21 protein-coding genes are annotated in these 21414 nt (G+C 35.2%); 4 read left to right on the top strand and 17 right to left on the bottom strand.

Translation table 11 applies throughout. From position 1 onward, the window contains the following. Nucleotides 1–39: 39 nt before the first annotated feature. Together GS400_RS06435 and GS400_RS06430 are read right to left on the bottom strand one after the other, a co-directional pair. A complete protein-coding gene (locus tag GS400_RS06435) occupies nucleotides 40–1329 on the bottom strand; it encodes an extracellular solute-binding protein (protein ID WP_160100110.1) in 1290 nt (429 codons plus the stop codon). Nucleotides 1330–1358: 29 nt separating this feature from the next. Next, nucleotides 1359–2210 carry a sugar phosphate isomerase/epimerase family protein gene (locus GS400_RS06430; protein WP_160100108.1) on the bottom strand — a complete coding sequence of 284 codons (852 nt, stop codon included), beginning with the start codon at nucleotides 2208–2210 and terminating at the stop codon, nucleotides 1359–1361. Between the two features lie 554 nt (nucleotides 2211–2764). Here GS400_RS06430 and GS400_RS06425 point away from each other — a divergent pair. Beyond that, nucleotides 2765–3187 (top strand): CBS domain-containing protein, encoded by a 423-nt coding sequence (locus GS400_RS06425; RefSeq protein ID WP_160100106.1) that lies wholly within the window; start codon nucleotides 2765–2767, stop codon nucleotides 3185–3187. Nucleotides 3188–3311: 124 nt separating this feature from the next. Here GS400_RS06425 and GS400_RS06420 read toward each other — a convergent pair whose 3' ends face one another. Continuing rightward, a complete protein-coding gene (locus GS400_RS06420; protein ID WP_370519759.1) occupies nucleotides 3312–4238 on the bottom strand; it encodes a ribose-phosphate diphosphokinase in 927 nt (308 codons plus the stop codon). Between the two features lie 480 nt (nucleotides 4239–4718). Here GS400_RS06420 and GS400_RS06415 point away from each other — a divergent pair, with 480 nt between their 5' ends. Next, nucleotides 4719–5192, top strand: a complete 474-nt coding sequence (locus tag GS400_RS06415) for a CarD family transcriptional regulator (RefSeq protein ID WP_160100102.1) — start codon at nucleotides 4719–4721, stop codon at nucleotides 5190–5192. Between the two features lie 115 nt (nucleotides 5193–5307). On the opposite strand, the gene GS400_RS06410 is transcribed toward GS400_RS06415, so the two are convergent. The 9 genes from GS400_RS06410 to GS400_RS06370 all read right to left on the bottom strand — a co-directional run bounded on the left by GS400_RS06410 (nucleotide 5308) and on the right by GS400_RS06370 (nucleotide 14853). After that, nucleotides 5308–5796 carry a hypothetical protein gene (locus GS400_RS06410; protein ID WP_160100100.1) on the bottom strand — a complete coding sequence of 163 codons (489 nt, stop codon included), beginning with the start codon at nucleotides 5794–5796 and terminating at the stop codon, nucleotides 5308–5310. Nucleotides 5797–5846: 50 nt separating this feature from the next. Continuing rightward, nucleotides 5847–6026 carry a hypothetical protein gene (locus GS400_RS06405; RefSeq protein ID WP_160100098.1) on the bottom strand — a complete coding sequence of 60 codons (180 nt, stop codon included), beginning with the start codon at nucleotides 6024–6026 and terminating at the stop codon, nucleotides 5847–5849. A gap of 134 nt (nucleotides 6027–6160) precedes the next feature. Next, a complete protein-coding gene (locus GS400_RS06400; protein WP_160100096.1) occupies nucleotides 6161–6418 on the bottom strand; it encodes a hypothetical protein in 258 nt (85 codons plus the stop codon). 22 nt (nucleotides 6419–6440) lie between these two features. Beyond that, nucleotides 6441–8345, bottom strand: coding sequence for a 3'-5' exonuclease (locus GS400_RS06395; protein ID WP_160100094.1), 1905 nt, complete (start codon nucleotides 8343–8345; stop codon nucleotides 6441–6443). Between the two features lie 205 nt (nucleotides 8346–8550). Then, the gene (locus GS400_RS06390) at nucleotides 8551–9849 is read right to left on the bottom strand and encodes an LlaJI family restriction endonuclease (RefSeq protein ID WP_236561173.1); all 1299 of its coding nucleotides are present in this window, start codon (nucleotides 9847–9849) and stop codon (nucleotides 8551–8553) included. Between the two features lies 1 nt (nucleotide 9850). Then, entirely contained in the window at nucleotides 9851–11227 is a 1377-nt protein-coding gene (locus GS400_RS06385) for an McrB family protein (protein WP_160100090.1), read from the bottom strand. Nucleotides 11228–11388: 161 nt separating this feature from the next. Next, nucleotides 11389–11934 carry a hypothetical protein gene (locus tag GS400_RS06380; RefSeq protein WP_160100088.1) on the bottom strand — a complete coding sequence of 182 codons (546 nt, stop codon included), beginning with the start codon at nucleotides 11932–11934 and terminating at the stop codon, nucleotides 11389–11391. 119 nt (nucleotides 11935–12053) lie between these two features. Continuing rightward, entirely contained in the window at nucleotides 12054–13610 is a 1557-nt protein-coding gene (locus tag GS400_RS06375; RefSeq protein ID WP_160100086.1) for a DNA cytosine methyltransferase, read from the bottom strand. After that, nucleotides 13600–14853, bottom strand: coding sequence for a DNA cytosine methyltransferase (locus tag GS400_RS06370; RefSeq protein ID WP_160100084.1), 1254 nt, complete (start codon nucleotides 14851–14853; stop codon nucleotides 13600–13602). Before GS400_RS06370 ends, GS400_RS06375 begins: the two co-directional genes overlap by 11 nt. A 271-nt stretch (nucleotides 14854–15124) precedes the next feature. Between GS400_RS06370 and GS400_RS06365 the strand changes: the two genes are divergently transcribed. Beyond that, on the top strand, nucleotides 15125–15577 hold the full coding sequence (locus GS400_RS06365; protein ID WP_160100082.1) for a very short patch repair endonuclease: 453 nt from the start codon (nucleotides 15125–15127) through the stop codon (nucleotides 15575–15577). 140 nt (nucleotides 15578–15717) lie between these two features. On the opposite strand, the gene dcm is transcribed toward GS400_RS06365, so the two are convergent. After that, complete coding sequence (gene dcm, locus GS400_RS06360) at nucleotides 15718–16704, bottom strand: DNA (cytosine-5-)-methyltransferase (RefSeq protein ID WP_160100080.1); 987 nt, start codon at nucleotides 16702–16704, stop codon at nucleotides 15718–15720. 98 nt (nucleotides 16705–16802) lie between these two features. On the opposite strand from dcm, the gene GS400_RS06355 reads away from it, so the two are divergent. Further along, on the top strand, nucleotides 16803–17102 hold the full coding sequence (locus GS400_RS06355; protein ID WP_160100078.1) for a hypothetical protein: 300 nt from the start codon (nucleotides 16803–16805) through the stop codon (nucleotides 17100–17102). Nucleotides 17103–17216: 114 nt separating this feature from the next. Here the strand turns inward: GS400_RS06355 and GS400_RS06350 are convergent, their stop codons facing one another. The 4 genes from GS400_RS06350 to GS400_RS06335 are packed head-to-tail and all read right to left on the bottom strand — an operon-like array spanning nucleotide 17217 to nucleotide 21306. Continuing rightward, complete coding sequence (locus GS400_RS06350) at nucleotides 17217–18047, bottom strand: HNH endonuclease (protein ID WP_160100076.1); 831 nt, start codon at nucleotides 18045–18047, stop codon at nucleotides 17217–17219. Beyond that, nucleotides 18040–19647, bottom strand: a complete 1608-nt coding sequence (locus GS400_RS06345; protein ID WP_160100074.1) for an ATP-binding protein — start codon at nucleotides 19645–19647, stop codon at nucleotides 18040–18042. The genes GS400_RS06350 and GS400_RS06345 overlap by 8 nt, the downstream gene beginning before the upstream one ends. Further along, nucleotides 19644–20081, bottom strand: a complete 438-nt coding sequence (locus GS400_RS06340) for an EcoRII N-terminal effector-binding domain-containing protein (RefSeq protein ID WP_160100072.1) — start codon at nucleotides 20079–20081, stop codon at nucleotides 19644–19646. Before GS400_RS06340 ends, GS400_RS06345 begins: the two co-directional genes overlap by 4 nt. Then, the gene (locus GS400_RS06335; protein ID WP_160100070.1) at nucleotides 20068–21306 is read right to left on the bottom strand and encodes a DEAD/DEAH box helicase; all 1239 of its coding nucleotides are present in this window, start codon (nucleotides 21304–21306) and stop codon (nucleotides 20068–20070) included. Before GS400_RS06335 ends, GS400_RS06340 begins: the two co-directional genes overlap by 14 nt. Nucleotides 21307–21414 lie beyond the last annotated feature (108 nt).

The raw sequence follows: 21414 nt of genomic DNA, 5'->3' as shown, positions 1-21414 counted from the left end.
GGGCACAACGCCAAATAGCCGCTATGCCCCTTTTCCTAATCAGTAACCATTCTCCTCCATCAGTTTACGAATCTTATTTGCAGCCTTGGTTAGTGCTTCTTCTGGACTCAATTCACCGATCAATGCACGATTCAGATGGGTTCCATAAATGGATTCAATTTCTGAATAAAGTGGTGTACGCGGGCGCATTTTTCCGTTTTCTAGCCCTTCTTTTACCGCTTCAAGGTAAGGATATTCTTTTTGCAATTCAGAATCTGTTAATACACTAGTACGGGTTGGGATTCCCCCGCGTTTTGTCATCTCTTTCTGGACTTCTTTAGAAGATGCCCATTTGATGAATTTTAAAGCTGCATCTTTTGAATCAGATGCTTTCGGTATTCCGAAGATCCAATTACCAACCATCGGTGCGTGTTCTTCACCTTCTGCTTTTGGAACAAGAGAATATCCCATTTTGCCGACAACCTCAGATTTATCAGGGTTCTCCATGGTTTGTCCCCACGCTGGCCAATTGATGGACATCAGTCCGTCACCTTTAGTCATCACACGGCCAAGAGAGTCTGCATTATAGTTTGCAATTCCTTCTGGGGCATTTTCTTTAAAACTAACATACTGTTCTAGAGCTTTAATTGCCTTTGGACTGTCTAGCGTTACGTTCCATTCCTCATCAAAGAAGTCAGCTCCATGAGACCATAGGAAAGCGTTGAAGTTAGTAGCAATTGGATTTCCACGCGCTCCTCTATGTATGAAACCATATTTGATATCGTCTTTATGCTTCGCAATAGCTTTTTCTACATCATTCCAAGTTTCCGGAGCTTCACTTAAAATATCTTTTCGATAAAAGTACAACTGAACATTTCCTACTTGAGGAACTCCATAAAATTTAGGCTCTTCATCTGAGTTACCACTTGGTAATCTTGGACCTTCTGGAGCTGGCCACATGCTTACCTGACGAGAAAGCTTGGCAAAATCATCACTCGGTTCGTATCCTAACTCCCCTAATGGTGTCAGGAATCCTCCCCCTGCAAACATCGGCATCCATGGATCATCTGCAAAAATGACATCATATGTGCCACTTTCTGTTCTCAAGTCATTATAAATTCGTTCATAGAGTGTGTTGTAATCAAATTCATTCCATTCCACTTTAACCCCAGATTCTTTTTCAAATTGCGAAACCATTTCTTTAATGGCCGTTGATTCAGCACCTGCAACCATCGCAATTGAAATCGTTTTCGAATCACCCTCAGAATTAGCTGAACCAGAACTTGAATCCGAACAACCTGCTGCAACCATAATTACCAATGCCATTACTATACTTGCGAGTTTTCTCAAATTCGTTCACTCCTTTTTTAGTTAAGCGCTTAACCTTTTTGCAAAAAATAATTAGAATTGCATGTTTCCAAAACATCTGCTACTCTCTGTTTCGCTACTTGAATACATTGTTCTGGAGGCAATTCCCAATAAGCCGGGCGAAATAATTCAACTGATGCAGGCCCTTTAAAACCCTTTTCCCTCAAAATGTTATAGATTTCTTCTATAGGAATTACGCCATCACCGGGCCATAAACGATGCCAATCCCTTAAACTTCCTTGAGGTAAATCCTCACAATCATCAATATGGAACAACAATATGTTTTCATCTTTAACATGTCTAAGATCCTCTAAATTTGAATTCATTGCATAAACATGAAAACAATCTACTACCAAGCCGATTTGCGGATGATCCATTGTCTCAATAATTTCATTAGCCTGATGGATTGTATTAATAGAGCAATTCGGATATCCAACAAACTCCAATGCAAGCTTCATCGATGTATGTTCTATAATGCTTACAAGCCTTTCTAAACATTGAACGGTTTCTTCTTTAATTTCCGTTTTAGTCTTATGGCCAATATCAAAGGAAGGTACCACCACTATTGTGGAGCAGCCAATCCTTTCACCAATTTCCGCTAGTAGGCGTAGATCCTTTTCCATCAGGGCAAAGCTTGTCTTATTCTGAAATGTGAAAAACTCAATGGCATTTAATGATAAAGGCTTTAAATTAGACGTATTAAAAAAATTAACTAAATCTTCCACAGTGTGATGGATTAAATATTCTTTTAACTTATCTAAACGAATCTCAATATAGTCATACCCAAATTGTTCACATAGCTGTAAGTCTTGCTCTAGCGTTGAAGAAGATAAGGTTGTTGCTTCATTAAAGGCAATTTCCATCCATCAACCTCCTTAAATTTAAGTAGTAAGCATTTTAGGTAAGCGCTTTCCTAACTGTTGATTATTAATATATCAGCAATATTCTGAAAATACAATAAATTTAAATAAATTTATTTTAAAAAATTGTAGGTACCTTTGTTGCCAACTACTCACTTCCGGGAATTTTATCGACTCACAACACATTTTCAAGTATGCTTCTAGAGAAGAATGTTGTAAAAAATTCCTCATGCCTAGTTGCATAAGGAATTTTCATTTGCACTTATTAAAATAAATCTCTGCTTCGTTAACAGATCTCCTCCCCTCAACGTAAGGAAGGTCATTCTCTTACCTTCACCGTTCATCCCTTTCACTAGATATCTCGTAAAATAATCGGAAAGAAAACTTTTGAGAGGGGATCTGAGCGTTTGTGGAGTATATAATACTTACCATTTAGTTTTTTCACTCCATCTATCCAACACCCTAAGTACATCATCATATTTTCAATTTATCTGTTTAGTCCAAAGAAACAAAAGGAAAACAATTTGTGAAAGATCATGAAGAAAAGGGTGACTTCAATGCCTACATTGAGAGAATATATGACGACAAGTTTTATCTCTGTACATTTATCTGATGATCTAAACACATTAGCTAATGAGATGAAGGAACACGATGTTGGGTTTCTACCCGTTATAGAAAATGATAAATACGCTGGGGTGGTAACAGATCGGGATATTGTAGTGAATGGTCTTACGAAAGGATCTCCAGAGGATGTTACTGCTTCTCAAGTTATGACAGATCATGTTGTGACAGGTAATCCTGATATGAATGTGGAAGATGCCGCACGCTTAATGCAGGAAAACCAAATCAAACGTTTATTAGTGATCGAAAATGAGCATTTAAAAGGTGTTGTCAGTCTAGGTGATTTTAGCGCAGAGGGTGAGAACTCGATATCTGGTCATGTCGTGAGTGAAGTTTCGAAAGGATTTGGAAACAATTAAAGCTTCTATATAAGTAAAGAAACCTCAGTGAAGCCTTTGAGGTTTCTTTTTTTGCTTAATTGATTTAAAAAGAGGTGCCTGTCCCCTACCGCTTTAAAGCACTGGGGGTCAGGCACGATATCTATCAGTCAAATAACACACTGACTGGAAGCTTGTTTTGGATTCGTGATATTGCTTCTGATAAGAGTGGTGCTACAGAGAGTGTCTTGATCTTATCTATTTGTTTTTCCTCTGGAAGTGAAATAGAATTGGTTATCACTAATTCTTTAATCATGGAGTCTTCGATCCTACTCATCGCTGGTCCAGAGAGTACTGGATGTGTACAGCTTGCGTAAACTTCCTTAGCGCCACTTTCAATTAGGGCATTTGCAGCGGATGTTATAGTTCCAGCCGTATCAATAAGGTCATCAACCATAATGGCTGTTTTCCCTTCAATAGACCCAACAATATTCATAACCTCGGAGACATTAGGCTCAGGCCTCCGTTTATCTATAAAAGCAATAGGTGTATTTAGTAATCTGGCCATTTTCCTTGCACGTACAACACCACCAATATCAGGTGCGACAACTACGACATCATCAAGAGATTTTTCTTTAAAGTGTTTTGCTAGTAGTGGAACCCCATGCAATTGGTCTACTGGAATATCAAAGAAACCTTGTATTTGAGGAGCATGTAAATCTAAGGTAACAACACGAGAGACCCCTGCAGTTTCTAGTAGATCGGCAATAAGTTTAGCGGTAATGGGTTCACGAGAACGTGCCTTGCGGTCTTGTCTGGCATAGCCATAATAAGGCATGACAACATTGATCGATTTTGCTGAAGCTCTTTTCAACGCATCAACCATAATCAATAATTCCATTAAATATTCATTTGCAGGCTGGGATGTTGATTGTACAAGATAAACATCATAACCTCTTACACTTTCCTCAATATTGACCTGAACTTCCCCATCACTGAAACGGATGACCGAACTTTCTCCTAATGGGATTTCTAATGTATCAGAAATTTCCTTGGCTAGTGGCTGATTTGAATTTAATGTAAAAATCTTCATTTCTGAGGGGTGAGTCATTTTAAATTCCTCCATATGTAGAATTCATTACACAGATGTAATAGGCTTTTTTCTAGTGCTCTTCAAAGACGTTCAATCCATCCCCATATTATCTTATCTTTTAGCTCATGATACAAGTCATAACATCAAGAATCTATCCACGATCTTTATTTTTGAACAAAAGACTGACTTGATTCTAAAAATTCTCTCTTTGATACTTAAATAAGACATATATTTCACGTGCACCTATATCACAAAAATAAGGAGACGGTATTTACGTTTTGTGAAATTAGAACAAACGCGTGTACCTTCCCCCTATTTTAAGAAGAGATAGGACGAGCATTTCTTCATAGGGTATTTTTTCTGTTCATGAATTTTTTCTAATTTCTAAATAAAGTGTATTGACTGATAACACAAGATTTGTTATTATTAAAAATTTGGCAAAACACAACATGTATGTTAAACTTAATAGTGTTACCATATATGGAGGTGGATTTTTTGTTTCAAATTGGCGATAACATTGTTTATCCAATGCACGGTGCAGGTATAATTGAAGCCATAGAAGAAAAGGAAATCTTAGGAGAAACAAAACAGTACTATATCATAAGAATGTCAGCCAGTAATATGCAAGTCATGATTCCTAAGGATAAAATATCGAATTCAAATATCCGCCCAGTTACTGAAATAAATGCGTTAAAACACATCATACACATTTTTCAGCACGGAGAATCAGAGAAAGTGCCAATGAAACAAAGGTTTAAAGTGAACACAGACAAAATAAAAACAGGTAAATTACAAGAAGCTGCTGAAGTTGTACGTGATTTAATGCGTATAAAGAAAGAGACTTCACTTAATACAAGCGAAAAACAATTGTTTGACAACGCACATAAATTTTTAATTAGTGAACTGAAATTAATTAAAGGGATCACTGAAAATCAAATAAAAGTATTCCGTTAAAGATCATTATAGATAATGTATTACATTTCCCGAAAATATCCTGAATTTAAAAAAGCCTGTCTTCCCTTTGTTTTGTTGAAAGGAAGGACAGGTTTTTTGCTGTGTAAAATACCATTCATCTCAAATGCTCTAGAATCTGCAAAACGCGTAAAAAAGGATTCCCTAGATCATTCGTGTTTTCAGAAGCCAACTGTTTCATCTCCTCGACACATGCAGTGTAATCCTGATTGATAACCAACTCGAGTGAATCGATCTCTCCTAAGTGTTCAGTCATATAACCAACCGGAACATAAGGAGACCAAAACATATACACTTTCTCAGGGAAGTTCTGTAGCATCATATCAGCATATTCCTTTTGAACACCATGCTTTTGTTTGATCTTTTCGACTGTCTGTTGATTATTACCGTAATATAACCCTCTAATATGAGTGGTAACTTCACACAAATAGGCAATATTATTCTTCAAATCTAGTCCAATCACATCGAGTTCTGATAACCCTCTTAATCCACCACCAGGAATACGGACATTGTAATCGACAAAGTCACAGCCCTTGATGCTTTTTAGGTAGGCTCCTACTATGTATTCTCCTATGTCTGTTTGCATTAAATTCTCCTCTTCTTACAAGTTTTAGATATTCCACTCAAGTTCTTTTGTCACTTTAATCCAAAATAAAACACTATGAGAATAATAATTCCTAAGAACCCTACGCCTAAAAGGGTCAAACTTTTGTTATGGTTTATAGCTTTATTCGAATTGTTTTGCATGAGTAAAACTATAGACATGGTAATAATAATTGTAAAAATAGGGATAATGATTGCGAATACTTTTGGCATTTAACATCCCCCCCTATCTGTACAATTAACGTTTTTTACTTTCATCAAGATTCACCCAATACTCTTTCAATGTTTTATAAAATTTTTATAGGTTTTAGGAATACAAAGTATAGTGGGGAAGGCTCACACAGTTATTAGTCTATCTTCCAAAGTCCATTCCAAATGATCTCTTCTTTCAATTGGGCGATGTTATTTATCGTATTTTTGGCAACATGTTCTTCTTTTATTTGCTTGGTTTCTTCATCCAAAATAGCTATCTTATCACCTTTTACTGCAATGATTTTCGCAGACCATTCCCCAGACAAAAAAACACGTAACCGAAATAAATTAACCTCTTCAGATACATCTCCCTGCAAAGGTTCGATTATTAGAGATTGGCTTATATCCTCCATGTCATCACCTCAATAGATTAGATCACTTTAAAACTTCTTCATCGTAATCCATCCTCTTTCTCTTTTCCAAAACCTCATCAAAATACTCCGTAAACTTCGACTCACCAGAATAAGAGATGGTTAAATACTCAATAGCGCGTGTCATCCCGATATACATTAGAGCCACTTCACGATTCTCATCTTCCTCAAGGGCGAACGGCATATTATCTGTATTCACCATAAATACAGCCTGGAAGTCCATCCCCTTACTACTATCAATCGTAGAGATCTTGGCTGTTCCATCTTCTTTTTTATAAAGCCTCTTTGTCTCTTGATTTTCTGTAATCCACGTAAAAGGAATGTTCATTTCTTCAAAAATTCGTTTAATCGTGCCGATGGCATCCACTTTGTAGGTTCTCTTTACTCGGTATAGGACAAGCATATCTTCATATGGTACTTTCTTCTGTTCATGGAGCTTTTTCATGGTGGAGGCTACTTTTCGGACTTCTTCTGTCCAACTTGTGGCTTGGATGATCGCAGGGTCAGGCCCTTTACGTCTTGTACTTTGAGGTGGGATAATTTCTTGGCCTTCTAAATCTCCTGCTACGACTTTACTGGTTTCGGAAAATGTTTGGAAGAATTCCCAAGCGAACTTAATGATCTGAGCTGTGTTTCGATAATTGATTTGCAGAATCTTCGACCGTCCTCTAAAATCCAATCCCGTATCCTGAACATAGCTTCTTTTACGGCGATAGATATTTTGGGCACGATCTTCTACCAAAAGCATTGAATATGTATCTTCGTTTAATAATAGACTGACAAGCCTTAGCCAATCAGGAGCAAAATCTTGTCCCTCATCGATCATGATAGCATCATATTTCGGTAAGATCGTCTCACCTTTTTCTAATTTTTCTAGCACGGCTGGCAGGTCTTTCTCTGAAGTCTTAAGGTCATATTTTAACCATTCGTGAAAATTACGAACTGTGATACCATCCATTGAATTTCGGTTTTCATCAGCCGCTTCAAAAAGATCAGCTGGGTCTTCCATTTTGGTGCGAACCATGGACTCAATAGATCTGGACAACGAGATGTTATAGCAAAGAATTAAAATGTTCCAGTCAGGATGCTCTTGTTTGATTATACGAGCGCGACTTGCCAAAATAAGTGTCTTCCCACTTCCAGCAACACCTCGGATCAAACGGTTCTTATCCCCTAATTGTTTTGCTAGCTTTTCCTGATGAATATCCATCGTCTTCAAATCATGCAAGGAAAGCAAAAGCTGATCTCGATATGGAGAAGGTTGCTTATATTCTCGGCTAATACGCACTTCCGGGAATAAGTGATAGCGAATTGCATTGATTTCACTCGGCTGCAAAGGCTCCTTTAAGCGAAATGGAATCTTGAACATGTTCAATAGCTTCTCTACTAAATTGTCCTCCGAGAATTCCTCTTTATCCGGATCCATTTCCTCTCTTGTTAAAACAAACATCGGATCGATCACTTCATATAAATCAGAACGCAAGCATTGTTCCTGGGATAAGCGTGTAAACACCGTGCCATATCCACAAGGAAACTTTAGCTTTGATTGGTACTTCCCTTCGTGATGAATCAAATTAGTATCCTTCTTCAATTTATTTTGAATCGTAAACATATACTCCATAGCCTGCTTTAAAGGTGACTTCTCTTTTTGCAGCCCATTACTAGATGTATTAATTAACCATTCATCCACATTGATTTGGTGCAATGTGTTCATGGTATAATCCTTCACTTCTAACACAAGCAAACCCAAGTTTGGTCCAATAATCACAAAATCAGGACGCTTTCCATCAATATCAGGTTCATAATAGATAATATAATCGTCATCCAAATGATTCTTTAACGTATGAAAAAGGATACGCTCACCAGAAGTTGCCGAACTACGTATGGTTTCAGGTACAGTTTGCGCCATATTCCCACCTCTTTTGTCGATGCATGCATTGTTATTGGTTATTTTAGCATAAATTGGTTATAGAATATGGAATTACAATAAAATGGTATAAAAGTTCTCAGACAATGGACTTAGCTAATATAAAAAAAGACTTCCACATTATTTTTTTATGCAGAAGTCCTTGTTTAGTTATTCACCTATAAATTCATATGATCATCTACTAAAATTAAAGATATAAAAATTCAAATACTTGCTTTCTTTTCAAATATTGATTGTATATAAAACTTGTATTAACTCGAATTAACTCTATATCCTTCATGTACCCCATAAAAGATAAATGGACAGACCCAAACTTTTCCGTCATCTGCTCAGTTGGCATAGCAAAAATATTAAACCACTCATACCCTTCAAATTGCGAAGATTGCTTCAACGCTTGCTCATACAAGTATTGCTTAGAAACATCTCCTACACCTGGTACATTATTCTTTAACTTGCCATTTTCATCAAAAGTAGTTGTATAGTACTTTGCATCTATAATATAAAAGTGCTTCTTTGCCTTATTATCATGCAGTATATCCGGAATTAGCGTGTCTGTTTCACTCTGACGCCCTGTTTTCGCATCAGTCCATATAGGGTTAGGAATAAATTTTTTGTAATGGTCATACTGATTTTGTAATACATAACCTAAAACTTTTTCCCAAACAACATGAAAAGTCCTCGTTCCAAGGAGCTTTAGTTGGTCATCAGCATTTGCACCCTTCTCTCTAGTCAGGAAGAAATATAAAGTTTTGAGGATTAAAAGTTTTTGGTCGGAAAATTGCTGCTGCATTTCATTTTCAATCATATAAAGCGCATGCTCTAAAGTTCCGATATCTTCCCATTCCACTTCAAACTCAAGAGGCGGATAGTCAAATATATCTATAAAAGATAATTGTTTCATATACCGACTACATACTGTAAGTACGTACTTATGAATCAAACGAATAAAGTCCTCTTCATCGTTCAACGTGGCTACTGTAACCAGATCAAGATAAAACGGTCTTCCTTTACTTATATAAGCTTCGTGCTCCTCAATCGTTTGATTCCAGTTGATCTCACCTTCTCCATTCAGTTCATGAGTCATCTTTTCATTTATATACAGACCATTCTCAAAGTAATCCTGAAGAAGAAAATCAGCTGTGGTGAGAAAATTAAAATCCTTTTCAGCTGTCATATCTCCTAGTGTCTCTACTTCATGTTCATCTAAATTTTCACGCTTAGCATATTCCATGAAGAGATTGATCAATAATTCCATATAATAAGGATCTTGAGTCGCTTTGTATTTTGGAAAGAAAAAGACAAAGCGCTGACCCCATTCCATAAACCCTACATAGGAAAAGCTGTACACAGCATCTCTCTTCCACTCCAACATTCCCTTGCGCTGCATATCAAGTATAAAAGAACCCCACTCCTGATCATTCAGGTTTAAGTTCCTTTTGAGTTCCAATTCCGTATATGGCTGAAGTTCTTTTAGAAAAATCACCATATTATCCCTGCTCTAGTAAAAAGTTTGTGAATTCCTCTGTAAATACATTGTTACCTTCAACATATTCATTCATGATATGTGAAAAGGAACGATACTTAAACAGCTTTGTTTTATCGGTCTTAAGAATATCCTCAGCCAAATACATTAGCAGCTTGTTTTGGAAAACTCTTTGGAAATGTCTCTCTGAACCTTCTAGATCCGTCTTCTTAATAAAGAATGGGCCTACTAGCTTGTCATCTTTCATATTACGTACGTTATTTAAAAGGTAATCATTTAAGGTTCTTCGAAAATGATTCCAATTTAACGTTCCAATCCCATTAACCGTAATGTCTATCTCATCAATTTTCTCCTCACTAGAATTAATACCAATGTATTCAAAGTCAAAGCGCCTCTTAAAGGCACTATCCAATGGAAAAACGCCTTGATCTGAGGTGTTCATAGTTGCCCATATATAGAGGTTTGATGGTAAGCGTAATTCATAGTTTTGTAATGCAGTCCCTGTCTCTTGTTCAATATAATCTTTTACTTCCTCAGATGCCACAATACTGTATTCACTTCTTCCTTCCTCATTGCGGTCTAGTAATTGGAATATGTCACCAAAAACTGCAGCAGTATTCGCACGGTTAATCTCTTCAACCACTAATACAAAATTTTGAGCTTTTGCATTCATTGCTTTGGTTAACATACGGAGTAAAGGACCTGGCACAAGTTCATAGGTAATCGTGCTTTTATCACCTTTTTGGGGACGTGGTTTATATGCACCGACGAACTGACCATAAGAGAAATTTGGATGGAACGTGACACGCTCATAATTCGTTCCAAAATAATCAAAGCGTTGTTGATCTATTTCATAGCTTTTTCCTGTGCCTGGTGCACCAAATACGATCCAGTTATGAGGAAGTGAGTCTTGCTTTGGATCTCTCTGAGGTACTGTATAGCCTTCTGGTTTTTCTCTTATTTCTTGTGGTGAACTATCAATGCTTTTAACCTTATTAAAGAGAGCATTAAATAAGGCATGATAAGTATTTTCTGACAAATTCTGAAGTTGATATTGGTCGTTGCTCTCTAAAAGATCATAAGTCTCTTTATCTATTTGTTCTAATGTACTTAGGTTTACTCCATATTTCGTTTCATATATCTTTTGTAGAACTAGATGACCATCTTTCACCTCGATAACTTCAAATACAAAACGAATTTCACCGATAGGTTTGTTTAAGTAACCAAGTATTTTGTCCTTAGGGTAAATGTTTTTACCATTCAAAATGTTTCCATGTTCAATGGTTGAATTAAGTTTCATTTTATAATTGATACTGTACTTTGATTCCGTTGTGGAAAAGGTGGTCATCAACGAATCAATAGATAAAATCCAAAAATTCATGTTTATGCTCCTTATTCTATGTAATTAATTCATCTATTTAAATTATTTAAATGTTTCAATATCATGAAACTTCCATTCAAACGGTTTATACAAGCGGTATGTTCCATCGTTTTCCTTTTCCAAGATAATTTGCTTTAATGCTTCTTGATCAGAAAAGTGGCTTACCCCTCCAAATGGTAAACTGGTGTTTTTTCTTTGGCATTTGCCCTCAACATTATAGAATCCTTAAAAGATATTTCTATATTTATGAAGTTATCTTTATCCTTTACTCGAACATTCTGTGGCAAGTCAGGGAAAAAAGAGTGAAATCGTTCTTGATTCCAAGTGTAATAGGCTTTAGTATTCCGGTTGTATCTTAGAATAATGCGTGTTTCATATCTAATATAGTCGATAAAGTATTCTATTCCCCCCATCCCTTCACTCCTTTTTTCCAAGATTAATTCATCTCCTGCATACAAATTCTTATTCCTAACATAGTCACCAAACTTGGTAATGCGACATTCACCGTTCTTAGGGAATGTAACCTTCAACTTATAAACCTCCAAAGTCTCCTTATCAATAACCTCAAATTCTTCTGAGTGACCTCGGGTGAAGAAAGCTTTTATTACGTCATCATCTTTTTGAGGGAAAAGGAAGTACCTATCATTCATCCCAGATCTTCCGACATTTGTTAAACTAAGCTGTTTAATAAATGAAATGATTCTCATATATAAGTCTCCTTGTTATTTAATCTTGGCTTGTTAATTTTAACATAATTCGATAACTTCCATTATTAGCATCACCTTCATAAAAAAACCTTCACATATAAAATGCGAAGGTTCAACTACTATAAGCTTAATTCAATTTGTTCTGATGTTTTCTTTAAACGCTCCAAGTATTTCTTGATAACTGCGGCAAACCCTCTAGCCATAAGAGGGGGGACAGCATTACCAATTTGCATGTATGTTTTCAGGTAAGGGCCTAAAAACACAAAATCATCCGGAAACGATTGAACTCGCGCTGCTTCTCTCGGGGTAAGACTACGAACTTGCGTTGGGTGAATATGAGAATGACAATCCATTTTCATATGAGCTGTAATCGTACGAGAAGGTTTGTCAGCCACTAGTTTAAAATACTTATCCTTAAAGATATGACTACGGTGCTTATAAGGCATAATGTCAGCAATCCGTTCACTGGTACTGTCGTCTCCTTGATCCATTCGTCCATAGATCTGAAGGTTATTCTCATTAGCATAACGAGCTTTATGATTGAAAACAATCGGATAATGTTCTCCTCCGTTAATGAGATCTAGGTAATCGTTCGATCCATACTCATTACCAGCTACTTTTTTGCCTGATATTTCACTATCCTTTTCAGTCATGTTCTTCATTTCGCCGGACTCAAGGGGCTTGATTTGATCAAGAGCATCCTTTAGAGCGTAACGAGGAGTTCCTTCTGTTTGTTCCATAATATCAGCTGCGATCTTGTCATAATTAATATCAATCGTTTTTTCGACATCAGACCGAACACCGATGTAAATCAAGCGCTCTCTATTCTGGGGGACACTGAAATCATAGGAGCTGAAGATTTTATAGTCCATGTTGTAGTGAACATCTTCTCCATCCACATCTACCTGGATTCTATGAAAGTCCTCGACAACCTGGTCAGCTACTTTCTTCATCCCCTTAACATTCTCCATAATCACAAACTTAGGTTTAATCTTCTCTACTGCACGTACGAAATGCTTATAGAGAACATTACGTGGATCCTCAATGATTCTCTGTTGGTTTGCGGTACTGAAAGATTGGCATGGAGGTCCACCGATCACAACATCAATATCCGTATCGATATAATCTTCCATATGATCAACAATGTTTTTTATATCGTCATTAATGATTTTATGGTTCGGAACTTCAGGATGATTGAATTCATAACTTTTAGCACTCAACTCATCAATTTCATTTGCCAGTTCAATCCTAAATCCTTCCTGAGAGAACCCTAAGCTCAATCCGCCTGCTCCTGCAAAAAAATCTGCGACTGTAAAAGATTCCTTTTCTCTGGTCTTTCTCTGAAGCTCAGAACGATAGCTATTATAGAACTTTTTCAACAGATGATTCATCTGTTCTTTATGATCGTGGTAATAAGATAGAACCTGCAATAGACGTTCATACTCAGGAGCACCAATAGTCTTTCTTAACTGCGTTAAATCGTCTTTCTTTGAATCAAGTATCCCCATCTCATTCAATTCAATGGCAGCCTTGTTTGAATCCGGTTCATATTGATTCACATTAGTATCATGCAAACTGCAATACTCTTCTACCATACGAATAATCATGTTGATCTTTTCAAGAAAGAACTTTTTTCGCTCCTTAGCAGATTCTTCTGAAACATGTTTAAAAAGCATTTGTCTTACTCCTTACATCATTGGTTTCCTCAATCTGCATCAAATACTTTTTGATACTCTCGGCTATCTGTTTTGCCATTAAAGGAGGCACAGCATTTCCTACTTGCTTATACTGCTGCGTACGGGATCCCATGAATTTAAAATCATCTGGAAAAGACTGAATACGGGCAGCTTCTCTAACGGTAAAAGTCCTCGCCTGCGTGTGGTCGGGATGAATAAACTGGTTTCCATCCTTATACAGATGCGCAATAATAGTACGCCCAGGTTTGTCCTTTTGTTGAACAACATAGCTATTATTAAATAAGCGTTTTTTCGCATGGACCAAGCTTGGAACATTTTCATACAGTTCCCCTAGTGTCCATAGGTTTTTACTCATTAGTCTGTAACGTTCCATATCTTGCTCATTATGTCCACGAGCATAATGATTATAAAGATATCCAAACTCAGGATCTCTTAGCTTTTTCGTATATCGATTCAACGCTTCAGGTTTAAAATCAAACTGTTCAGCGCCTTCTCCTGGTCGTAGCTTAGGAAGATCACTGATCGCCTCTCCAACGGTTACATATGATTCAAGACTTTCATCAGGGAATCCATTCACATCATGATGTGTGTACTCAATCGATTCATAAATCTCTTCTGGTGTCACAGTTAGATCATGACGAACTCCGACTATAATGACACGTTCACGTGTTTGTGGGACACCATAGTTTACAGAATTCAGAACAATTTTCTTTAAGTCTTTGGTCACCTTGTAGTTCTCAGACATACGGTCGAGTATAGTATCTATGATTCGTTCATCATTTACATTTGCATTTAAAATCCCTTTTACATTTTCAAAAACGAAAATTTTAGGATTAAAATAATTGATAATATCTATATAGTTTTCAAACAAGAAATTCCTCGGATCATGTTTCATTGAATCCGGATCCTTAGCACGTCCTAATGATGAAAAGGATTGGCATGGTGGTCCACCAACCACAATATCCACGTCTTGTTCTTCAACTAAGTTAGCCAGTTGAAACTTAATCCCTGGATCTGTCAAGTCTTCATTAAGTACGGAAGCCTGAATTTCTTCCTCACTATAACCATAATAGCGCATACGTTCTTTAATTGTTTCACAAGCATGAGAATCGATTTCAACGTGAGCCAATGCTCTAAAGCCAGCTTGATAGAAACCTTCACTAAATCCCCCACACCCGGCAAACAAGTCTATAAAGTTGAACTGTTGTTCTCCCAATCCCATCTCAACAGCACCTCCATACTTTTCTAATCTATCTAAATCACCATTGTGTGTATTTAAAAACTTATCGTATCAGTTAACGAACATCTTGATATTATAACTGATTTCAGAGCAAAATTTAAGTAATGAAAGTATAAAATATATTCCTTTTATCTATAATAGATTATACCACACAAACATACGTTCGAGTATTGATTTACATTAAGTTTTATAACATTCCACCAAAGGTATAATATTAAAAATATCATCTATTAGAGTATTAGAGGAGAATTTTATGGCAGACGTTCACTCCAAATCAACTCGCCAAAAAAATATGCGTGCTATTAAAAGCAAAGATACCTCTATAGAGAATCAAGTATCTAAAGAATTATGGAGACGAGGTTATAGATTTCGTAAAAACGTACAATCACTATTTGGTAGTCCTGATATAGCTATAAAAAAATATAAAATAGTTATCTTCTTAGACTCTTGTTTTTGGCACGGTTGTGAGCTCCATGCTAATATGCCTAAAAACAATCAAGAGTTTTGGTTTCATAAGCTTAAGAGGAATAAGGAAAGAGACGAAGAGGTAAACAACCATTATTTAAATAATGGTTGGCATCTGTTGAGGGTCTGGGAGCACGATATTAGAAAAAATTTGACTTTGACTGTGAATTCGATTGTGGAGTTTATTGAAGAAGCGAAAAAGCGGGAAGAGATAAAGAGTTACATTAAAATTAAACAATGATCAATAATCAAAATTATAAGTAGATTATTTAAGCGAATTACTTTATTTATAGACTAAGCTATTGATATTGGCGAAATCCTCTACAAAAAAGTCATAACACAATAAAAATTGTGCAACGTGCAACCTTTATATAGGGTTCACTAATCTACAACAGCATTCTTTTTAATATCAATATCAGTCTGTATAGTTTCATTTCTTTCCAATGCATGTATAATTTGTTCTGCAACTTTTTTTACCACAGGAACAGGGACACTATTACCAAACTGTTTATATGCAGCTGTATTACTTACTGGGATTTCAAAGCTATCAGGAAACCCTTGAAGCCTTGCACATTCCCTTGGGGTAAGTTTTCTTGGGTTTCTCCCTTTTTGTGGTATAAGAATTTCAGATCCGTCTTTATGATACCTTGCTGAGAGTGTTCTACTAAAGCTATCTAAATCTGCCAATCCATATCCAAAACCATTCCCCTTTTTAGAATGTTTTTCTTTATAAGATTTAAGGTATTCCCACAGTTTATCAGATAAAGTGTACTTCGGATCTACATTTTTTTGTAAAATAGAGATAATAGCAGGACCATTTTCAGGTATATCTGGAAAATTAAATTTTATAGGCTTTTTAAAACCTACAATATATATTCTTTCTCTTCTTTGAGGAACTAATCCTTTAGCATTAAGAACTTTAGCATATACGGTATAACCTAGCTCTTCTTCTAAGACCTTCATAATTTTATTGAATGTCTTTCCTTTGTCATGAGTTCTTAAATTTTTTACATTCTCTAAAAGGAAGGCTTGAGGTTGCTTTTCTTTTAAAATTCTAGCAATGTCAAAAAACAGAGTTCCTTGTGTTTCATCTAAAAATCCATGTTCTTTACCTAGGCTTTTTTTCTTTGAGACTCCAGCAAGAGAAAATGGCTGACATGGGAATCCTGCTAGTAGAATATCATGTCCAGGAACAGCTTTTTCGTCTATTTTCTTTATATCACCTACAGGCTTGTCTCCAAAGTTTTTTTCATAGGTCTCTTGAGCTTTTGTATCCCATTCACATGAAAATACGCATCTTCCATAAGGTTCAAAAGCTAACCTCATTCCGCCTATTCCTGCAAACAAATCTATAAAATCATATGACATTATTATTTCCTTCCGTAAGTTGATACTTTATATTAAGTATATCAGAAACTTTAATTTATTCGTATTTTTAAATTCGATTTTTTAGGGGGAATATAACAATGAATCGGGTGGTTATATATTGTCAAGAAGACAGTAATATACAAAAGAAAATAGAAGAACTGAAGGTTTTTATAAACAAAAAAGATTTGGAATTAGTAAATGGCTTTGTAGATAGTCTAGATGAATCAGAAAGGTTAATAGACCTATCAATTGGCATTGAAGCCAATAAAGCAGATATTATATTACTTTATAGTATAGAAAATATAAAAAATGAATTTAATTTACAATTTCTAAAAGGTATAAGTAAAGCTGAAAAAGTGAGAATTTATGATTATTTAAATGATACAGATATTATCTAATTATTATGGTAATGATGTATAAGTATATTAGTTTTAGAAAACTAGTGATTACACACTTGATTTTTAACTATTCAAACATGTAATCACTTAAAAATTAGAATATATAATTTTTAACTATTTATATATTTTATTAGATCTTATTATCGATTTTAAATCACTTATACTATAAGGTGGATTCCTTCTATGAATCATTGCGTGACAGTTAGGGCAAATAGGTACTAAATCAGTAGTTGGATTAATTATATAGCCTTCCCCCATTTCAGATATTGGAGTTAAGTGATGTACATGAATATACCCTTTCCCTAATTCTCTCCCATACATAGATTCAAAATCAAATTCACAAACCTTGCATACTGTACCATGTATGGCTATACATGCTTGTCTATTAGCAGGAGATCTTTCATATTTATTAACTTTCACGCGCGAAACAGCACCCTCTGGCAATAATTCAAACTCTATATCTCGAGAATAATCAAGAGGAAGTAGTGATAAAATTAATCCCAATAAATCATTCCCTACATCAAATAACTTATCCTCAATTGTTTCTACTGTTTTTTCATTAACGATAATATTGTGATTTTCAACCTTTAGCTCCATGAGAGACCAATGATCATCCCATAAAGTGGATGATATAGGACTCACGTCCTTATGGTTAATCTTCATATCTATTTTTTTTTGGTCTTCTAACACTTTTCTAGCTATAACATTAAATACGTTTTTATTTGTGGTTCTCCCCATTGTTTGAATTAATTTAGCCGAAAAATTATCGGGAATAAATTCTGCGGAGATACTTCTCCAATCAATCATTAATCTAAGCATAAAACCTTCTCCCTTTTCCAAATCAGTTGGTCTGATTTCAAGAGGGGATAAGTTTTTTACTTCAAGGTTTACATCATAATTCATTTGTAGTTTATTTAATATATTGAAAACATCAATGTTACTCATCTTCTAATTCAGGTTCGGGGAGATCCTGAACCAACCTTCTTAAAATTCTGGACACTTCAATCCTTAATTCTCGTAAGTAAAACTTAGTATCTTCATTTATTGTGCCTAATTCAGCTTCACATATTGCCCACAGCAGAGAATCCATCCCTTGTATAGTAACACCAGAGTTTAAATTGGGAAGATACACTTTTTGGTAATAATCATGATTTGTATTTATTCTTACAGCATGATGTTTACCAATTAATGCAGGCTCCCATAAAACCCCATCTTCAATTGAGTCTACTGCAGATACATGGAATTCCCCATCTTTTACTGGATCTAAAATTGGTAAATTAATGTGAACTTTACCTTTTGAGTTCGTTACCTCAGCATTATTATTTTCTTTATTAGTTACTTCTACATTAGATATCTGAACTTCTTTCTCATGGTTACCAATGCTTACATTTGATGTAGTGTGAGCATTCTTAGAAGCACTTTTAACATTTTGTTTTTTTCCTACTCTATATCTATCATTAGCAGCTCTTCTTGGTGCTGGAAGAAATTCCTTCTTTAACCAATCAAACAAATCTCTATTTAACAAAACTCTTGATTTTTTTATATCTACATCAAATGCTTCATCCATTAAGTAATCGAATGAAAATTCAACTCTAAGAAGAGTACCGTGAGGTTCATTAGAAAACATCCCTAACCAGTTACCAAAATGAATCAATCTGTTCTCTCTATAGATATAAAATCCTTGCAAATCATTTCTGAGTTTAGCATTCTTCCAACTTTCTTCTGTTGAAAATTCTTCTTTCCTTGGTAAAACATATGCTTTAACTGTAAATGAAGTTTGAGTACCATCCTCAAATTCCACGTTTTGAGTATGCTCTCCTACTAATTCTGTATTTTCTTCTTGAGTACAAAATGGATCCCAAGCCTCTATTTCTTCACCTTGTACAAATATACTTACATTCTCAGCAGTTGGATTATTATTATCTAAGAACCTTTGATAAACCATGGCAATATGTTCTTTCAAACTTGCTATTAACTTATCCATAGCTCTTCTTGCATAGGTGCCTCCTGGGTCTTGATAATCTTTCAATAATCTATCAACTTTTTCCCATGTAACTACTGTACCTGAATTACCTTTTGCAGTTTTATAAAGTAATTCAAGTTCTTCATTTGTAGGTTCCAAATAAAGCAGTTCCCAATCCCCTACATCACCTACATGATCTAAATCCCAACAAGCCTTATAGATACCTTCGGATTCTTCGTTTCTAGTAGTAACTGACAACCTTCTACAAAATGAAGTAGATGAAGTTTTTAATCCTAACCCAAATTTACCTAAACTTTTAGGATTGTTTCTTTCTGGTGAACCATATGTCATTGCCTTATCGAGACCCTCTTCTGACATGCCAGTACCATTATCACATATGTAAATTGTTATATTTCCTTCGAAGTCCATCTCTGAATCAATATTTATTAAAGAGGCATTAGCGGCGATAGAGTTATCAATTATATCAGCTATTGCTGTATTAAAATCATACCCAGTATCTCTTAAACCTTCTATAGTTCTTTTGGCATGAGGAGGTACTTTTTTAGTTTTCGTTACTGTCATAATTTAATCACCTTCCAACTTTTACTTAATTTCATAATTGTTTGTGAATCTTCATTGCTTGATTGTTTGTAACTGAGATGTAATTGATCGTTATCACGTGATAAAAATATTTCGTCTCCAGAAGTTAAATTATTTTGTTTGATAAAAGATGTCATCCCAGTTAATCTGTACTCATCTCTAGTTCCTTCAAAAAATTTATTATTATAATGAATAAACATAAAATCCCAGTAATCACCATAATCATCATAAAATCGAAGCTTAACTCTCGGATTCTTTTTATCATTACCTAAATTCGGAAAAAAGTTGATTACTTGATTACTCTTAGGAATTAAAATCCCTGCTTGGTGTCCCCCCGTTTCTCCGGTGTCGTTTGGACTTAAAATTTTGCTTATAATTTGTAATTTATAATTTTTATAAGTTTTAATAACTATCACCTGCTCTTTTTTTAGTTAAAGGAGACATAACTAATCCTTGTAAAATATCAGCTTTATCATCATCACTACCATCAGTACCTATTATAGCCGCACTAGATATATCTCTTTTTCTATTCAACCTATCATTTATTATTTCTTCTACAGTTCCTGAGCAGAAAAGCCGATGTATTGTAACAGGTCTTTGTTGTCCTCTTCTATAAGCTCTAGCTGAAGCTTGATCCTCTATAGCTGGATTCCATTCTAAATTATAATGTATTACATGGTTTGCAGCTGTAATGTTCAAACCCGAACCAGCTGCTTTAGGATTCAGTACTAAGATTGCAGTTCCATTTCTTTCGCTAAATGCATCTAGTATTTTTTGCCTTTCTGTAACATCTACTCTCCCATCAATAAAATCACAATACAAACCAAACCTAGAACTAAGGTCATCAACCATATAATCAGTCATCTTTTTATATGAAGTGAATATAATAAGTTTTTCGTTGTTATCTCTTATTTCCTCAACTATTTCTATTAACCTCTCATATTTACTGAATTCATGTAGTTGATTATATACACTTTTGGTTTGTAAATTAGGGTGTGCACAAAACATTCTAAGTTTAATTAATGACACTAAATTAGCATTATCCCCATATTCATCAAATATTTGCTCTCTTATATCCTCATAAAGTTTAGCTTCTTGATGTCTAAGTTCAATCACTTGAGGTACTTCAATCTTATCCGGAAGATCTCCTGCAACTTCTGTAACAGTCCTTTTAAGTATTAATGGTGAGACTAAGGGCTCTAATTCCAAAGCACTTTCAACATCTTGAGTATAAGTCTTCTTAAAATGATTTAATTCACCTATATATCCTGGCAAAACAAAATCAAGTAATGACCATAAATCGATTAAGTTATTTTCAATGGGGGTGCCGGTAACTGCTAAACTAATTTTTTTATTTAAATTTTTTATAGCTATTGTTCTTCTTGCTACTGGATTTTTAATAGCTTGTGCTTCATCTGCAATAACTATATGCCAATTAAGCATCATAAATAAAGAATTGTCTCTTAAAATGGTTTCATACGAAGTTAGTATTACATTAAAATTTAAAAAATCTTTATAAAAGCCTGTACGGTTTCCACCCTGATGGATACAGACTTTTAGACTCGGAGCAAATTTTTCAAATTCTCTCCGCCAGTTTTCTAATAATGATACTGGAGCAACTAAGGTGGACCCTTTCGTCAAGACACGGAATTTGAATTTTTAAGGTGGGGTAATACTTCTATGACACGAACCTAGGAGAGTTCTGGGGTTTATTGTATTATTCCACCTTTGATGATTCATGTCTATCAT

The organism is Pontibacillus sp. HMF3514, from assembly GCF_009858175.1.
Lineage (GTDB): Bacteria > Bacillota > Bacilli > Bacillales > BH030062 > Pontibacillus.
This window is presented reverse-complemented; position numbering and strand designations above follow the sequence as displayed.

What these genes read in the sequence shown, in the direction of transcription:
- GS400_RS06410 (WP_160100100.1), bottom strand. Translation starts at nt 5,796, where the DNA reads ATGCAAACAGACATAGGAGAATACATAGTAGGAGCCTACCTAAAAAGC.
- GS400_RS06405 (WP_160100098.1), bottom strand. Translation starts at nt 6,026, where the DNA reads ATGCCAAAAGTATTCGCAATCATTATCCCTATTTTTACAATTATTATT.
- GS400_RS06430 (WP_160100108.1), bottom strand. Translation starts at nt 2,210, where the DNA reads ATGGAAATTGCCTTTAATGAAGCAACAACCTTATCTTCTTCAACGCTA.
- GS400_RS06350 (WP_160100076.1), bottom strand. Translation starts at nt 18,047, where the DNA reads ATGAGTAACATTGATGTTTTCAATATATTAAATAAACTACAAATGAAT.
- GS400_RS06385 (WP_160100090.1), bottom strand. Translation starts at nt 11,227, where the DNA reads ATGAATTTTTGGATTTTATCTATTGATTCGTTGATGACCACCTTTTCC.
- GS400_RS06400 (WP_160100096.1), bottom strand. Translation starts at nt 6,418, where the DNA reads ATGGAGGATATAAGCCAATCTCTAATAATCGAACCTTTGCAGGGAGAT.
- GS400_RS06380 (WP_160100088.1), bottom strand. Translation starts at nt 11,934, where the DNA reads ATGAGAATCATTTCATTTATTAAACAGCTTAGTTTAACAAATGTCGGA.
- GS400_RS06390 (WP_236561173.1), bottom strand. Translation starts at nt 9,849, where the DNA reads ATGGTGATTTTTCTAAAAGAACTTCAGCCATATACGGAATTGGAACTC.
- GS400_RS06355 (WP_160100078.1), top strand. Translation starts at nt 16,803, where the DNA reads ATGAATCGGGTGGTTATATATTGTCAAGAAGACAGTAATATACAAAAG.
- dcm (WP_160100080.1), bottom strand. Translation starts at nt 16,704, where the DNA reads ATGTCATATGATTTTATAGATTTGTTTGCAGGAATAGGCGGAATGAGG.
- GS400_RS06370 (WP_160100084.1), bottom strand. Translation starts at nt 14,853, where the DNA reads ATGGGATTGGGAGAACAACAGTTCAACTTTATAGACTTGTTTGCCGGG.
- GS400_RS06375 (WP_160100086.1), bottom strand. Translation starts at nt 13,610, where the DNA reads ATGCTTTTTAAACATGTTTCAGAAGAATCTGCTAAGGAGCGAAAAAAG.
- GS400_RS06395 (WP_160100094.1), bottom strand. Translation starts at nt 8,345, where the DNA reads ATGGCGCAAACTGTACCTGAAACCATACGTAGTTCGGCAACTTCTGGT.
- GS400_RS06415 (WP_160100102.1), top strand. Translation starts at nt 4,719, where the DNA reads ATGGAGGTGGATTTTTTGTTTCAAATTGGCGATAACATTGTTTATCCA.
- GS400_RS06420 (WP_370519759.1), bottom strand. Translation starts at nt 4,238, where the DNA reads ATGAAGATTTTTACATTAAATTCAAATCAGCCACTAGCCAAGGAAATT.
- GS400_RS06365 (WP_160100082.1), top strand. Translation starts at nt 15,125, where the DNA reads ATGGCAGACGTTCACTCCAAATCAACTCGCCAAAAAAATATGCGTGCT.
- GS400_RS06425 (WP_160100106.1), top strand. Translation starts at nt 2,765, where the DNA reads ATGCCTACATTGAGAGAATATATGACGACAAGTTTTATCTCTGTACAT.
- GS400_RS06345 (WP_160100074.1), bottom strand. Translation starts at nt 19,647, where the DNA reads ATGACAGTAACGAAAACTAAAAAAGTACCTCCTCATGCCAAAAGAACT.